The following is a 14,141-nucleotide window of genomic DNA, read 5'->3' as shown; positions in this document are numbered from 1 at the left end:
GGGCTTGGGGGCACTCCAATAAAGCCTGCTGGAATGCTTGGCTTTGCGCTATTTGTTGGGCTTGTTCTTGGCTTTGTAATTGAACATAAAGATTCTGAAGCTCAAGCCTTGCCTGCGCGTCACTTATCTTGCCATCATCGACACCTTGCCCGAGCATCTTCGCAGCAAGGACATATAACTTAGGTGTTGGTGCTGATGCCATGCGTGAGTCGTTCTTCACGCTAGCATCAAGGCAATTAGCCATATCGCTAAGCTTTGGATAGCGTTGTTCGCAACTTGCCTGATAGTCGCTAACCTTTGCACACCCTGCCAGCAGAAGCGGGATAATTAACAGTGATTTTTTCATATGATTAACTCTCCTTATCTTTGCCATCATGGCACTGTTGGGTGTAAATGAGTTATTAACTCAATCGACAATATCTTCACGAAAATACTTTTTATTATTAAGATCTTTCTGATTCTAACAAAACGGAAAGTAATATGAAGAGGATTATCGGCGTCGTTGCTGGCGCTATATTGTTATCTGGGTGCGCAACTATTGTTGGTGACGAAACACAGCTTGTGCAAGTGAACAGCAATCCTTCCGGTGCGAGCTTTAAGGTAAAAGACGAATCAGGCGTGATTGTTGCGCAAGGTAAGACCCCGCAAGGAGTAACTCTTGCCAAGTCAGATGGTAGTTATTTTGGCAAAAAGAGCTATCAGATCACTATGGAAAAGGATGGGTACGAGCCAGTAACCTTGCCAATCAAAGCCAATGCTAATGGTTGGTATATTGGTGGAAACCTTGTGTTTGGTGGGTTAATTGGTTGGCTTGCTGTAGATCCATTTAATGGTGGAATGTATACCTTGAAGCCAAAAGAGGCAAATGCATCACTTATACCGTCCACAAAGCAAGACTAATAAATGGAACCCACCATCAGGTGGGTTTTTTGTACAAATCTTTCAGCGTATCAAACACCATCTTCTTAACAAGTTCGGACTGCTCATCAGCGATTCGTTCCGCATCGTCTCGATAGCCTGAAATTTTGGATGGCTTTGATACAGCATCAGTCACTATCTGAACTAATTCTGAATTAAGAGAGCGACCATTGGATTTGGCTCGCTGTTTTAGTTTTTCCTTTAATTCGTAAGGTAGCCGCAGATTAAATTGCGGGTCATCTCTTCCCATTCTTGATGCCTCGCTTTTGTGAGTGGATCGGCATCTTATTATCTGCTGGTTGCATCCTCAATAAGACCACAGCGGTCCCTTTGTTTGATTAATAATGCATCACTGTGGCAATGCTGCGGCGATTCCTTGTATCTGGAGCAAATTAAATGACAGACATTACAGCTAATGTTGTAGTGAGTATGCCTTCGCAACTCTTCACTATGGCGCGTTCTTTTAAAGCCGTAGCCAATGGCAAAATTTATATCGGTAAAATTGACACTGACCCGGTAAATCCTGAAAACCAGATTCAGGTTTATGTGGAGAACGAAGACGGCTCTCACTTTCCTGTTTCGCAACCAATCATCATTAACGCTGCTGGTTACCCGGTATATAACGGACAGATTGCCAAGTTCGTAACTGTGCAAGGCCATTCTATGGCTGTATATGATGCATATGGTGCGCAGCAGTTCTATTTTCCTAATGTGCTGAAGTATGACCCCGATCAACTGCGATCTGAACTGGAGGGGCCTGGTGGAGCTGGATTTGTCGGAGGATTAGCAAAGCCTGTTACTTGGAGTGGTTTTGCCGGAGGTGCTGACCCAACAGGGGTTGTTGATTCTACTGAAGCGTTTCTTGCGGCTAATGCGACAAGGCGCAAAATTTATATTCCTGCTGGCACTTATTTGTTAAGTCAGGATATTGTTTCAGACCCACTTACATCGTGGGAAATGGAAATGGATGTTACATTCATTGGTGGGTATTGGTTAAGGCAAGTGCCATGGATGGCAGGGCTAGGGGGAAATATTTATTTCTATTTAGAGCGACACTGTAGAAATGTTGGGATTGCCCCACCAGATGGGATAGGAATTTTTGGATCTGCTCATACTGGAGATGGTGAACCGGGTAATGCTGCTCTTGCCGTAGCCGGGATGGCTTACAACGATGATTCATCAGGTGTTAGGTCTAGCGCATGGGCACTTTATGGTTCAACTGTAAGAAATGCAGGAACAATCGGAGCAAGTCACGGTCTTGAACTTGATATAGCAAACAGGGGGAATGAGCGTGAACTGTATCCTAATTCAATGTTCCCCAACGGTCAGACTGACGCATTATGGTTAGGCTCAGGTGGTGAATTAACCCAAGCTGGAGAAGTGTTGAATGCTGCATCGGCAGCAATTGGAATAATAGCTAACGACAAAACTGCTGGGAAAACAGCACGCTTTCTGAAGGGCATCGTATTTGGCAGCAATAGCCTTAAAGGAACCGACGGAGAATCAACAGGTCAAGGTGTGGCAATTGCTTTTGGTAATAGACACTCAATGACTTGGTACAACAATTCAAATCAGAAAACTTCTGAAATACTCTCTGTTTTGGAGGATGCAACCAGATCAACCAGAATGTTATTTAGTGATAATGGCGTAGTATTTACACGATTATCGTCTGGGTTACCTATATTTTCCATAGAGTCTGGGCCTACAGTTCCTGCCAATTATCTAGCCATGCGCTCACAGACAGCATCTAATGCTCCTGCTGTTGGCGTTGCTGGAAGCGATACAGATATTGATTTGAGGCTATCTCCAAAGGGGGATGGGGTTGTAAGAGTAGACTCATCTATTACACCATACTCACAGAACAGTAATAGCACGGTCGGAACTGCTGGTCGTGTGTGGTCTGGTGGATTCACTCAAACAGCCTTTACCGTTACTTCAGATGAGCGAGCTAAAACTGCACCTCTTGAAATCACTGATACAATACTTGACGCATGGTCAGAGGTTGACTTCGTTCAATTTCAGTATCTTGACAGAACAGAAGAAAAAGGAGAAGACGGAGCTCGTTGGCATTTTGGCGTAATAGCTCAACGTGCAAAGGAGGCGTTTGAACGTCATGGGCTTGATGTGCACCGATTTGGATTCTTTTGCTTTGACGAGTGGGATGATCAATATACTAAGGTTCAGACAAACGAAGGTGTAATGGTTACTAAAACTCGCATAACAACAGTTCCTGTGCAGGTTACTAAAACTCGAATTGTAAGCAAACAAGTGATGGTTACTGAGAGTCGTCAGGTATTAAAGGATGAGGTACTGGAAGACGGAACACGGATTAAACGAGTAGTGAATGAAGAGTATCAGGCTCCAAAAATGGAAATGATACCTGTTCTTAATGAAGATGGTTCACCATTTGCGCAAAATCCATTCGTGAGCGTCCCTGTAGTTGAAGATGTAGAAGAAGAGTACATCGAGACAGAGTTTCAAGAAGTCGAAGAAGAGTATGAAGAAGAGGCAGATCCAGAATATGAAGATATTCTGGTCACTCCGGCAGGCTCACGTTATGGGATCCGTTATGAAGAGGCCTTAGTCCTTGAGGCTGCATTACAACGCAGAAATAATGAAATCCTGAAGCGTATCATTGAGGCAATTAACTCATCGAAATGAAAATATTGTAAATCACACAATGTATTATAAAATAGCGGAGGTGGATTACCTCCGCAGAAAATTGATTAGGCTTTTTCTTTAAATCTAGATATAAAATCTGAAATTGAGTCTTTATGTTTTTCTGAGTTGATGTTTCCCTTTAAATACTCCCAAAATAAAGGTTCGATTAATTCGTAACGCTCTCTTGTCCTGTTCTTAACATTCTCATACGCAATTTGTATTGATTCGCTTGCTACTATTTCGCTAATTTTTGAATCAATGATGTCAGTCATTTTAGCAATTGATTCATTCTCCACGAACCGTGGTGAGTCTAATGATGATGTGAAGAAGCCAAGGAACTGAAATAAGTGTTCTGTAAAGTTATTTCCGCTTTTTGTATTTGGGTGATTACCTCTGTTTCTAGAGTATTTCCAAATAAACTCAGCTATACTTCTATTGAAGTAATGAATAATGTAAGCGTGTGAGTTTTGTGGTTTGTTAGAAAATGATAAATCATTTTTTGTGATGGACTTTTCATGAATGTTACCTGAAGAGTCTCTATATGCGAACTTATAATTGCTATTGCACAATGGGAAATGAGGGGTTGAGCCTGAGAATTTGTGAGGCTTAAAAAATGTTTTGATATGAGCGCTTGCTTCTTTATTAATATATGGCAATCTTTTAGTTATTGGATTGTTTATCCAGTCGCTATTTTCCACTGGTTTGCTAAACATCCAGTTTAAAGCAATTGCGTCAGTTTCATTTTTGTTTTGCCAGTCTAGATAATCAGTGATGGAAGAAAACATGTATTCGTTTAAAACAAAAAATTCATCTATATCAATGAAAAGACTCCATTCATAATTTAGAACCTCCTTGTTAATTGTTAGTGCATGAGCATAAGCCTTGTTTTGTGCACTAACACCATCTCCAACAATGTTTTTTATGTAGTATATGATTCCTTCATTATGAAGATTATTAAGTAGTTCGTCAGAACCATCATCATTACCATTAGAATATATAAATATTGCATCAAACCCAATGCTTAGATGGTAAGCTATCCACTCAATAAGATAAACACCTTCATTTTTGCATGTTGCAACAATGCATGATTTATGTTTTGGTGGAGATATTTTTCTTAAATTATGAATTAGTTCAATCCAGCTGTTTTTAGAAATAATTTGGTTCGAAAGCTTAGATAAAAAATCAAGTTTTTCATCTATAACAGATATTTTTTTGCTGTAGTTGGTTAGGTTTGAAACAAATGCTTTAAATAGCGCATCATCTGAAATATCAGAAAGCGTTGCTAATTCACTGATGTTTTTAGATAGATGATAAGAGATATATGTCTTATCGTCGACGCTCATTATTTCAATTAGCTTTTCAATCGTTCTTCCTTTGTCAATCAAATCTGATCTAACAATTCTGTTGAAAACAGATGTTAAATCATCATTTTTAAAATATATTTCCTTAAGCATTTCTATTTGATTAAGGGATGATTCGCTTAAGTCTTTTGCAGGAAGCATATCAAATGTTTCCCAGCCACTTGCTTTTGTTCTGTTTGCTGTTACTGTCTTCTCAATAGCATCACCTAATGATGAAACGCAGTATAAAAGTCTGTCGCTCTCACGTGAGAGATAGCATTTCAAATGTGACAAGTGCCCAACTCTAACAAAATCTATAAATTTTTCACCAGTATGAAGAAACGCTCGATTTCCTCCTTTCTCAACTACAAGGAAGACATTTCCATCAACGCTGTTCTGTAAAAATAAGCGTCCCTTATCAAAAAGTAAGCTTGATCCTTCGAACTTGCGGCCTAGTAAAAAAATCCCCACAGTGTACCCCTCGTAACGTTATGTGATTTCTATAATAATTTAACATATTTATATTGCATTTTGTAAATGCGCAACATGACGATAAGGCGTTGCCATTGGATGTTTGCTGGCAAGTTGTGAAAATTGCTGAAGGATTGTGAACCGCAGACACATCAAGCAAGTCAGCATTCTATGGCGTGCTGTGACTGATGAAACAAAACTGAGACACACAAAGCTTTGCACTGAATTGCAAGGCTTTGTGCTCTTCTGGAGTGCGACATGTTTTTGTGACAAAAAATTAGCGCAAGATGACAAAAAATCACCTTGCGCTAATGCTCTGTCTCAGGTCACTAATACTATCTAAGTAGTTGATTCATAGTGACTGGATATGTTGTGTTTTGTAGTATCATGTAGTCTATTTTTTAGACTAAATGCATTGTAACGCATTGATATTATTGATTTTTACTGTTTCGCGTTCAGCTTTTTTATACTAACTTGAGCGAAACGGGAAGGTAAAAAGACAAAAAGTTGTTTTTAATACCTTTAAGTGATACCAGATGGCATTGCGCCATCTGGCAGAGTGATTAACTGAACATCGCAGTAATCGAGGCGCTGGCGAGAGAGTGGAAATGGACGTTAAACCCGACCATCGCGCCGCTGGCACCTTCATCGACATCAATACGTTCTACATCCAGCGCGTGAACGGTAAAAATGTAGCGATGCGTTTCGCCTTTCGGCGGCGCGGCGCCATCGTACCCGGTTCTACCAAAATCGGTACGCGTCTGCAAAACGCCGTCTGGCATTGCTACCAGACCAGAGCCAAACCCCTGCGGCAATACGCGGGTATCAGCGGGTAAGTTAACCACTACCCAGTGCCACCAGCCGGAGCCGGTTGGCGCATCCGGGTCATAGCAGGTGACAACAAAACTTTTGGTTCCCGCAGGAACATCATCCCACGCCAGATGCGGCGAAATATTATCGCCATCGTAACCCATGCCGTTAAAGACATGACGATGCGGCAGCTTATCGCCATCGCGCAGATCATTACTGATGAGTTTCATGAACCCTCCTTTCTTGTTTGCAGAAAGTGTAGCCAGAAACCTTCAGGTTGACTGCTCGTTATTGGCAAAAAAATGTTTCATCTTGTACCGCACGGTTAACCGCTGCGGTCAGGCGCTGCAACTGTTCAGGGCGAATAATATAGGGCGGCATCAGGTAAATTAGCTTGCCAAAAGGCCGGATCCAGACGCCCTGTTCGACAAAGAATTTTTGCAGCGCTGCCATATTCACCGGGCGAGTGGTTTCGACCACGCCAATTGCCCCCAGCACGCGCACATCGGCAACCATTTCGGCATCACGGGCGGGGGCAAGTTGCTCGCGCAGCTGTACTTCAATAGCCGCCACCTGTTGCTGCCAGTCGCCAGATTCGAGAATCGCCAGGCTGGCGTTTGCTGCTGCGCAGGCCAGCGGATTGCCCATAAAAGTTGGCCCATGCATAAAGCAACCGGCTTCGCCGTTACTAATGGTTTCCGCAACCTCGCGCGTGGTAAGCGTGGCGGAAAGGGTCATCGTGCCGCCGGTTAAGGCTTTGCCGAGACATAAAATGTCCGGCGCGATTTCTGCATGTTCGCAGGCAAACAGTTTGCCGGTACGACCAAATCCGGTGGCGATCTCGTCAGCAATTAGCAAGATACCTTCACGGTCGCACATTTTGCGGATTCGTTTTAACCATTCCGGATGGTAGATGCGCATCCCGCCTGCGCCCTGGACAATCGGTTCAATGATCACCGCCGCGATTTCATGACGATGCGCCGCCATCAGGCGGGCAAAGCCCACCATATCGCGCTCATCCCATTCGCCATCCATACGGCTTTGTGGAGCCGGAGCAAACAAGTTTTCCGGCAGATATCCCTTCCACAGGCTGTGCATTGAGTTGTCCGGATCGCACACCGACATCGCGCCAAAGGTATCGCCATGATAACCATTGCGGAAGGTCAGAAAACGCTGGCGCGCTTCGCCTTTGGCCTGCCAGTACTGCAACGCCATCTTCATCGCCACTTCCACCGCCACGGAACCGGAGTCCGCGAGAAAAACGCATTCCAGCGGTTGCGGCGTCATTGCCACCAGTTTGCGGCACAGCTCAATGGCTGGCGCATGGGTGATACCGCCAAACATCACATGCGACATAGCATCAATTTGCGACTTCATCGCGGCATTGAGTTGCGGGTGATTGTAGCCGTGGATCGCCGCCCACCAGGACGACATACCGTCAACCAGGCGTCTACCGTCAGACAAAATCAGCTCGCAACCTTCGGCGCTCGCCACCGGATAAACCGGCAGCGGGGAGGTCATGGATGTGTATGGGTGCCAGATATGGCGTTGGTCAAAGGCAAGATCGTCCGTTGTCATAATCGACTTGTAAACCAAATTGAAAAGATTTAGGTTTACAAGTCTACACCGAATTAACAACAAAAAACACGTTTTGGAGAAGCCCCATGGCTCACCGCCCACGCTGGACATTGTCGCAAGTCACAGAATTATTTGAAAAACCATTGCTGGATCTGCTGTTTGAAGCGCAGCAGGTGCATCGTCAGCATTTCGATCCTCGTCAGGTGCAGGTCAGCACTTTGCTGTCGATTAAAACCGGTGCTTGTCCGGAAGATTGCAAATATTGCCCGCAAAGCTCGCGCTACAAAACCGGACTGGAAGCCGAGAGGTTGATGGAAGTCGAACAGGTGCTGGAGTCGGCGCGCAAAGCGAAAGCGGCGGGATCGACGCGTTTTTGCATGGGCGCGGCGTGGAAGAATCCCCACGAACGCGATATGCCGTATCTGGAACAAATGGTGCAGGGGGTAAAAGCGATGGGCCTGGAGGCGTGTATGACGCTGGGTACGTTGAGTGAATCTCAGGCGCAGCGCCTCGCGAATGCCGGGCTGGATTACTACAACCACAACCTCGACACCTCGCCGGAGTTTTACGGCAATATCATCACCACACGCACTTATCAGGAACGTCTCGATACGCTGGAAAAAGTGCGCGATGCCGGGATCAAAGTCTGTTCTGGCGGCATTGTCGGCTTAGGCGAAACGGTAAAAGATCGCGCCGGATTATTGCTGCAATTGGCAAACCTGCCGACGCCGCCGGAAAGCGTGCCAATCAACATGTTGGTGAAGGTGAAAGGCACGCCTCTGGCCGATAACGATGATGTCGATGCCTTTGATTTTATTCGCACCATTGCCGTAGCGCGGATCATGATGCCGACCTCTTACGTGCGCCTTTCTGCCGGACGTGAGCAGATGAACGAACAGACTCAGGCAATGTGCTTTATGGCTGGCGCAAACTCGATTTTCTACGGCTGCAAACTGCTGACTACGCCGAATCCGGAAGAAGATAAAGACCTGCAACTGTTCCGCAAACTGGGGCTGAATCCGCAGCAAACCGCCGTTCTGGCGGGCGATAACGAGCAACAACAGCGTCTGGAGCAGGCGCTGATGACCCCGGATACCGACGAATATTACAACGCGGCAGCACTATGAGCTGGCAGGAGAAAATCAACGCGGCGCTCGATGCGCGGCGTGCTGCCGATGCCCTGCGTCGCCGTTATCCGGTGGCGCAAGGAGCCGGACGCTGGCTGGTGGCGGACGAGCGCCAGTATCTGAACTTTTCCAGCAATGATTACCTCGGTTTAAGCCATCATCCGAAAATTATCCGCGCCTGGCAGCAGGGCGCAGAAAAGTTTGGTGTAGGTAGCGGCGGTTCCGGTCATGTCAGCGGTTATAGCGTGGCGCATCAGTCGCTGGAAGAAGAACTGGCCGAGTGGCTGGGCTATTCGCGGGCGCTGTTGTTTATCTCTGGTTTTGCCGCTAATCAGGCGGTCATTACTGCGATGATGGCGAAAGAGGATCGTATTGTTGCCGACCGGCTTAGCCACGCCTCCTTGCTGGAGGCTGCCAGTTTAAGCCCGTCGCAGCTTCGCCGTTTTACTCATAACGGTGTCGCTCATCTGGAACGTCTGCTTGCTGCCTCCTGTCTGGGGCAGCAACTGGTGGTGACAGAAGGTGTGTTTAGTATGGACGGCGATAGCGCGCCGCTTACGGAAATTCAACAGGTAACGCAACAGCACAATGGCTGGTTGATGGTCGATGATGCCCACGGCACGGGGGTTATCGGTGAACAGGGGCGAGGCAGTTGTTGGCAGCAAAAGGTGAAGCCGGAACTGCTGGTAGTCACTTTTGGCAAAGGATTTGGCGTCAGCGGCGCGGCGGTGCTTTGTTCTGATAGCGTGGCGAATTATCTGCTGCAATTCGCCCGCCATCTTATCTACAGCACCAGTATGCCGCCCGCTCAGGCGCAGGCATTACGTGCATCGCTGGCGGTCATTCGTAGTGATGAGGGTGATGCACGGCGCGAAAAACTGGCGGCACTCATTACGCGTTTTCGTGCCGGAGTGCAGGGTTTGCCGTTTACGCTTGCGGATTCATGCAGCGCCATCCAGCCATTAATCGTCGGTGATAACAGCCGTGCGTTACAACTGGCAGAAAAACTGCGCCAGCAAGACTGCTGGGTCACGGCGATTCGCCCGCCAACCGTACCCGTCGGCACTGCGCGACTGCGCCTGACGTTGACTGCGGCACATGAAACACAGGATATCGACCGCCTGCTGGAGGTGCTGCATGGCAACGGTCAATAAACAAGCCATTGCGGCGGCATTTGGTCGGGCAGCCGCGCAATACGAGGAACACGCAAATCTACAGCGCCAGAGTGCCGATGCCTTACTGGCAATGCTCCCACAGCGTAAATACCCCCACGTACTGGATGCTGGCTGTGGACCAGGCTGGATGAGCCGCCACTGGCGCGAACGTTATGCACAGGTGACGGCCTTAGACCTCTCTCCACTTATGCTTGCGCAGGCCCGCCAGAAAGATGCCGCAGATCATTATCTGGCGGGCGATATCGAATCCTTACCGCTGGCGAATGCGACGTTCGATCTTGCATGGAGCAATCTCGCGGTGCAGTGGTGCGGTAATTTATCCACGGCACTCCGCGAGCTGTATCGGGTGGTGCGCCCCGGAGGCATGGTTGCGTTTACCACACTGGCGCAGGGATCGTTACCCGAACTGCATCAGGCGTGGCTGGCGGTAGACGAACGCCCGCATGCTAATCGCTTTTTACCGCCAGATGAAATCGAACAGTCGCTGAAAGGCTTGCGTTATCAACACCATATTCAGCCCGTCACACTGTGGTTTGATGATGCGCTCAGTGCCATGCGCTCGCTGAAAGGCATTGGCGCAACGCATCTTCATGAAGGGCGCGACCCGCGAATATTAACGCGTTCGCAGTTGCAGCGATTGCAACTAGCCTGGCCGCAACAACAGGGGCGATATCCTCTGACGTATCATCTTTTTTTGGGAGTGATTGCTCGTGAGTAAACGTTATTTTGTCACCGGAACGGATACCGAAGTAGGGAAAACCGTCGCCAGTTGTGCGCTTTTACAGGCCGCGAAGGCGGCAGGCTACCGGACGGCAGGTTACAAACCTGTTGCCTCCGGCAGCGAAATGACAGTAGAAGGCTTACGTAATAGCGACGCACTGGCGTTGCAACGCAACAGTAGCCTGCAACTGGATTACGCCACGGTAAACCCTTACACCTTCGCAGAACCGACCTCGCCGCACATCATCAGCGCGCAAGAGGGCAGACCCATCGACCCCGTGGTTATGAGCGCCGGGTTACACGCGCTGGCACAGCATGCAAACTGGGTACTGGTAGAAGGTGCAGGGGGCTGGTTTACGCCGCTTTCTGAGTCTTTCACTTTCGCGGATTGGGTAACGCAAGAACAACTGCCAGTGATACTGGTTGTGGGCGTGAAACTCGGCTGTATTAATCACGCGATGCTGACCGCACAGGCTGTACAGCAAGCCGGACTTACCCTTGCAGGGTGGGTAGCGAACGATGTCACTCCACCAGGCAAACGTCACGCTGAATATATGGCCACGCTCAAGCGGATGATTTCCGCACCGCTGCTTGGGGAGATCCCATGGCTTGATGAACCCCCTGAAAACGCGCTAACCGGAAAGTACCTCAATCTCACCGCTTTGTTGTAGCAATATATTTGGTTAAATTGCGAGCGAGATCGCGTCGTCTGCTGCCTGCAATTCAACCAATTAAATTTCAAAAGAATTGAGAAAAAATATTTACCCCCACAATATGCGGTTAGTGTGGGAATTGCCCAGGCGGCAGGGCATACGGGCTGCAGGCAGTTATCCACTATTCCTGTGGATAACCATGTGCATTAGAGTTAGAAAACGCGATGCAAGCGAGAGAATACGCGGCTTGCACGCGAATTGACGCGAAAGAAGGCTTAAGGAAATATTTGTTATTTTTCAATTAATTATATAAAAGCAATGGCAGTCATGAAAGTGACATCTCTTGCCATAAATCCGTCATCAGCCATCTTGACAATTGTTAAAAAAGCCGTTGCTTTGGGGATAACCCCGCAATCCTGGAGTTTTATCTCGTCACTGAGCAAATTATGCTCATGATTGATACCTTCGTTGACGGTGTAACAGAAATAATGTGGCGTGAAACTGTTTTTTTATCCAGTATAATTTGTTGGCATTATTAAACACGACGAGTAAAATTACATACCTGCCCGCCCACTCCTTCAGGTAGCGACTCATGAGTAAACCGTTCAAACTGAATTCCTCTTTTAAACCTTCTGGCGATCAGCCTGAGGCAATTCGACGCCTCGAAGAAGGGCTTGAAGATGGCCTGGCTCACCAGACTCTACTCGGCGTAACGGGCTCCGGGAAAACATTTACCATTGCTAACGTCATTGCCGACCTTCAGCGCCCGACGATGGTGCTGGCGCCCAACAAAACGCTGGCAGCCCAGTTGTACGGCGAGATGAAAGAATTTTTCCCGGAAAATGCGGTGGAATACTTCGTCTCTTACTACGACTACTATCAACCGGAAGCCTATGTGCCGAGCTCGGACACCTTCATTGAAAAAGATGCCTCGGTAAACGAACATATTGAACAGATGCGGCTTTCAGCGACCAAAGCTTTGCTGGAGCGGCGCGATGTGGTGGTGGTCGCCTCTGTTTCAGCCATCTACGGTCTGGGCGACCCTGACTCATATCTTAAGATGATGCTGCATCTGACGGTCGGCATGATTATCGATCAGCGCGCGATTCTGCGGCGCCTGGCGGAACTGCAATACACCCGTAACGACCAGGCGTTCCAGCGCGGGACTTTCCGTGTTCGCGGGGAAGTGATTGATATTTTTCCGGCGGAGTCCGACGACGTTGCGCTACGTGTTGAATTGTTCGACGAAGAGGTAGAGCGGTTGTCGCTTTTCGACCCGTTAACAGGGCAGATTATCTCAACCATTCCCCGCTTTACCATTTACCCGAAAACACACTACGTTACCCCGCGTGAACGTATTGTGCAGGCGATGGAAGAGATCAAAGAAGAGCTGGCCGATCGGCGCAAAGTGCTGCTGGCAAATAACAAGCTGCTGGAAGAACAACGCCTGACTCAGCGTACCCAGTTTGATCTGGAGATGATGAACGAGCTCGGTTATTGCTCAGGCATTGAAAACTATTCGCGCTTTCTTTCCGGTCGTGGACCCGGTGAGCCACCGCCGACGCTGTTTGATTATCTCCCCGCCGATGGCCTGTTGGTGGTCGATGAATCCCACGTGACTATTCCGCAAATTGGCGGCATGTATCGAGGTGATCGGGCGCGTAAAGAGACGCTGGTGGAGTACGGTTTCCGCCTGCCATCGGCGCTGGATAACCGTCCGCTGAAATTCGAAGAGTTCGAAGCGTTAGCCCCGCAAACCATCTATGTTTCTGCAACACCCGGTAATTACGAGCTGGAGAAATCCGGTGGCGATGTTGTGGATCAGGTCGTGCGTCCAACAGGGCTGCTGGACCCGATTATCGAAGTGCGCCCGGTAGCGACCCAGGTTGATGATCTTCTCTCAGAAATTCGCCTGCGAGCGGCAATTAACGAACGCGTACTGGTCACGACGTTGACTAAGCGGATGGCGGAAGATCTCACCGAATATCTGGAAGAACACGGTGAACGCGTGCGTTATCTTCACTCGGATATCGACACCGTCGAGCGTATGGAAATTATCCGCGACTTGCGCTTGGGCGAGTTTGATGTGCTGGTGGGGATCAACTTACTGCGCGAAGGTTTGGATATGCCAGAAGTTTCGCTGGTGGCGATCCTCGACGCAGACAAAGAAGGCTTCCTGCGTTCCGAACGTTCATTGATTCAGACCATTGGTCGCGCGGCGCGTAACGTCAACGGTAAAGCGATTCTCTACGGCGATAAGATCACCCCATCAATGGCGAAAGCGATTGGCGAAACCGAACGTCGCCGCGAGAAACAACAGAAGTACAACGAGGAACACGGCATTACGCCGCAAGGCTTGAACAAGAAAGTGGTCGATATCCTGGCGCTGGGGCAGAACATTGCCAAAACCAAAGCGAAGGGCAGAGGAAAATCGCGCCCGATTGTTGAGCCGGATAATGTACCGATGGATATGTCGCCTAAAGCGTTGCAGCAGAAAATCCATGAACTGGAAGGGCTGATGATGCAACACGCGCAAAATCTGGAGTTCGAAGAGGCGGCGCAAATTCGTGACCAGTTGCATCAGCTGCGTGAGTTGTTTATTGCGGCTTCGTGACAGGATAACGAAGAAGAGAGATGGCAAAAGCAAAATTGCCTGATGCGCTACGCTTATCAGGCCTACATGATCTC

The 14,141-nt window shown here is 48.1% G+C and carries 11 protein-coding genes and 1 pseudogene; 7 read left to right on the top strand and 5 right to left on the bottom strand.

The annotated features are described in order from the left end of the window. A pseudogene (locus tag FEK46_RS08740) lies at nt 1–346 on the bottom strand (hypothetical protein); the annotation flags it as partial. Between the two features lie 134 nt (nt 347–480). Here FEK46_RS08740 and FEK46_RS08735 point away from each other — a divergent pair. Beyond that, nucleotides 481–900: a hypothetical protein gene (locus FEK46_RS08735; RefSeq protein WP_000821222.1), complete on the top strand. Its 420-nt coding sequence runs from the start codon at nt 481–483 to the stop codon at nt 898–900. Between the two features lie 16 nt (nt 901–916). Here the strand turns inward: FEK46_RS08735 and FEK46_RS08730 are convergent, their stop codons facing one another. Continuing rightward, nucleotides 917–1,168, bottom strand: a complete 252-nt coding sequence (locus FEK46_RS08730) for an Arc family DNA-binding protein (protein ID WP_000532176.1) — start codon at nt 1,166–1,168, stop codon at nt 917–919. Between the two features lie 146 nt (nt 1,169–1,314). Between FEK46_RS08730 and FEK46_RS08725 the strand changes: the two genes are divergently transcribed. Continuing rightward, nucleotides 1,315–3,579, top strand: coding sequence for a phage tailspike protein (locus FEK46_RS08725; protein WP_135559751.1), 2,265 nt, complete (start codon nt 1,315–1,317; stop codon nt 3,577–3,579). A gap of 65 nt (nt 3,580–3,644) precedes the next feature. On the opposite strand, the gene FEK46_RS08720 is transcribed toward FEK46_RS08725, so the two are convergent. The 3 genes from FEK46_RS08720 to bioA all read right to left on the bottom strand — a co-directional run bounded on the left by FEK46_RS08720 (nt 3,645) and on the right by bioA (nt 7,778). Beyond that, nucleotides 3,645–5,390, bottom strand: coding sequence for a glycosyltransferase family 2 protein (locus tag FEK46_RS08720; protein WP_135559750.1), 1,746 nt, complete (start codon nt 5,388–5,390; stop codon nt 3,645–3,647). A gap of 563 nt (nt 5,391–5,953) precedes the next feature. Next, nucleotides 5,954–6,430, bottom strand: coding sequence for a kinase inhibitor (locus FEK46_RS08715; protein ID WP_135493581.1), 477 nt, complete (start codon nt 6,428–6,430; stop codon nt 5,954–5,956). 58 nt (nt 6,431–6,488) lie between these two features. Continuing rightward, nucleotides 6,489–7,778, bottom strand: coding sequence for an adenosylmethionine--8-amino-7-oxononanoate transaminase (gene bioA / locus FEK46_RS08710; RefSeq protein ID WP_130259787.1), 1,290 nt, complete (start codon nt 7,776–7,778; stop codon nt 6,489–6,491). An 86-nt stretch (nt 7,779–7,864) separates the two neighbouring features. On the opposite strand from bioA, the gene bioB reads away from it, so the two are divergent. From bioB to uvrB, 5 genes are all read left to right on the top strand, one after another. Then, the gene (gene bioB / locus FEK46_RS08705; protein WP_000951213.1) at nt 7,865–8,905 is read left to right on the top strand and encodes a biotin synthase BioB; all 1,041 of its coding nucleotides are present in this window, start codon (nt 7,865–7,867) and stop codon (nt 8,903–8,905) included. Next, nucleotides 8,902–10,059 (top strand): 8-amino-7-oxononanoate synthase, encoded by a 1,158-nt coding sequence (gene bioF, locus FEK46_RS08700; protein ID WP_135559749.1) that lies wholly within the window; start codon nt 8,902–8,904, stop codon nt 10,057–10,059. The genes bioB and bioF overlap by 4 nt, the downstream gene beginning before the upstream one ends. Further along, complete coding sequence (gene bioC / locus FEK46_RS08695; protein ID WP_135559748.1) at nt 10,043–10,798, top strand: malonyl-ACP O-methyltransferase BioC; 756 nt, start codon at nt 10,043–10,045, stop codon at nt 10,796–10,798. Before bioF ends, bioC begins: the two co-directional genes overlap by 17 nt. After that, complete coding sequence (gene bioD, locus FEK46_RS08690) at nt 10,791–11,471, top strand: dethiobiotin synthase (protein ID WP_135559747.1); 681 nt, start codon at nt 10,791–10,793, stop codon at nt 11,469–11,471. Before bioC ends, bioD begins: the two co-directional genes overlap by 8 nt. 574 nt (nt 11,472–12,045) lie before the next feature. Then, nucleotides 12,046–14,067: an excinuclease ABC subunit UvrB gene (uvrB, locus tag FEK46_RS08685; protein ID WP_135559746.1), complete on the top strand. Its 2,022-nt coding sequence runs from the start codon at nt 12,046–12,048 to the stop codon at nt 14,065–14,067. Nucleotides 14,068–14,141: the final 74 nt, after the last annotated feature.

Source organism: Escherichia sp. E4736, from assembly GCF_005781225.1.
Lineage (GTDB): Bacteria > Pseudomonadota > Gammaproteobacteria > Enterobacterales > Enterobacteriaceae > Escherichia.
This window is presented reverse-complemented; position numbering and strand designations above follow the sequence as displayed.

Coding starts and splice junctions, on each gene's coding strand:
- FEK46_RS08735 (WP_000821222.1), top strand. CDS start 481: ATGAAGAGGATTATCGGCGTCGTTGCTGGCGCTATATTGTTATCTGGG.
- FEK46_RS08730 (WP_000532176.1), bottom strand. CDS start 1,168: ATGGGAAGAGATGACCCGCAATTTAATCTGCGGCTACCTTACGAATTA.
- FEK46_RS08725 (WP_135559751.1), top strand. CDS start 1,315: ATGACAGACATTACAGCTAATGTTGTAGTGAGTATGCCTTCGCAACTC.
- FEK46_RS08715 (WP_135493581.1), bottom strand. CDS start 6,430: ATGAAACTCATCAGTAATGATCTGCGCGATGGCGATAAGCTGCCGCAT.
- bioA (WP_130259787.1), bottom strand. CDS start 7,778: ATGACAACGGACGATCTTGCCTTTGACCAACGCCATATCTGGCACCCA.
- bioB (WP_000951213.1), top strand. CDS start 7,865: ATGGCTCACCGCCCACGCTGGACATTGTCGCAAGTCACAGAATTATTT.
- bioF (WP_135559749.1), top strand. CDS start 8,902: ATGAGCTGGCAGGAGAAAATCAACGCGGCGCTCGATGCGCGGCGTGCT.
- bioC (WP_135559748.1), top strand. CDS start 10,043: ATGGCAACGGTCAATAAACAAGCCATTGCGGCGGCATTTGGTCGGGCA.
- uvrB (WP_135559746.1), top strand. CDS start 12,046: ATGAGTAAACCGTTCAAACTGAATTCCTCTTTTAAACCTTCTGGCGAT.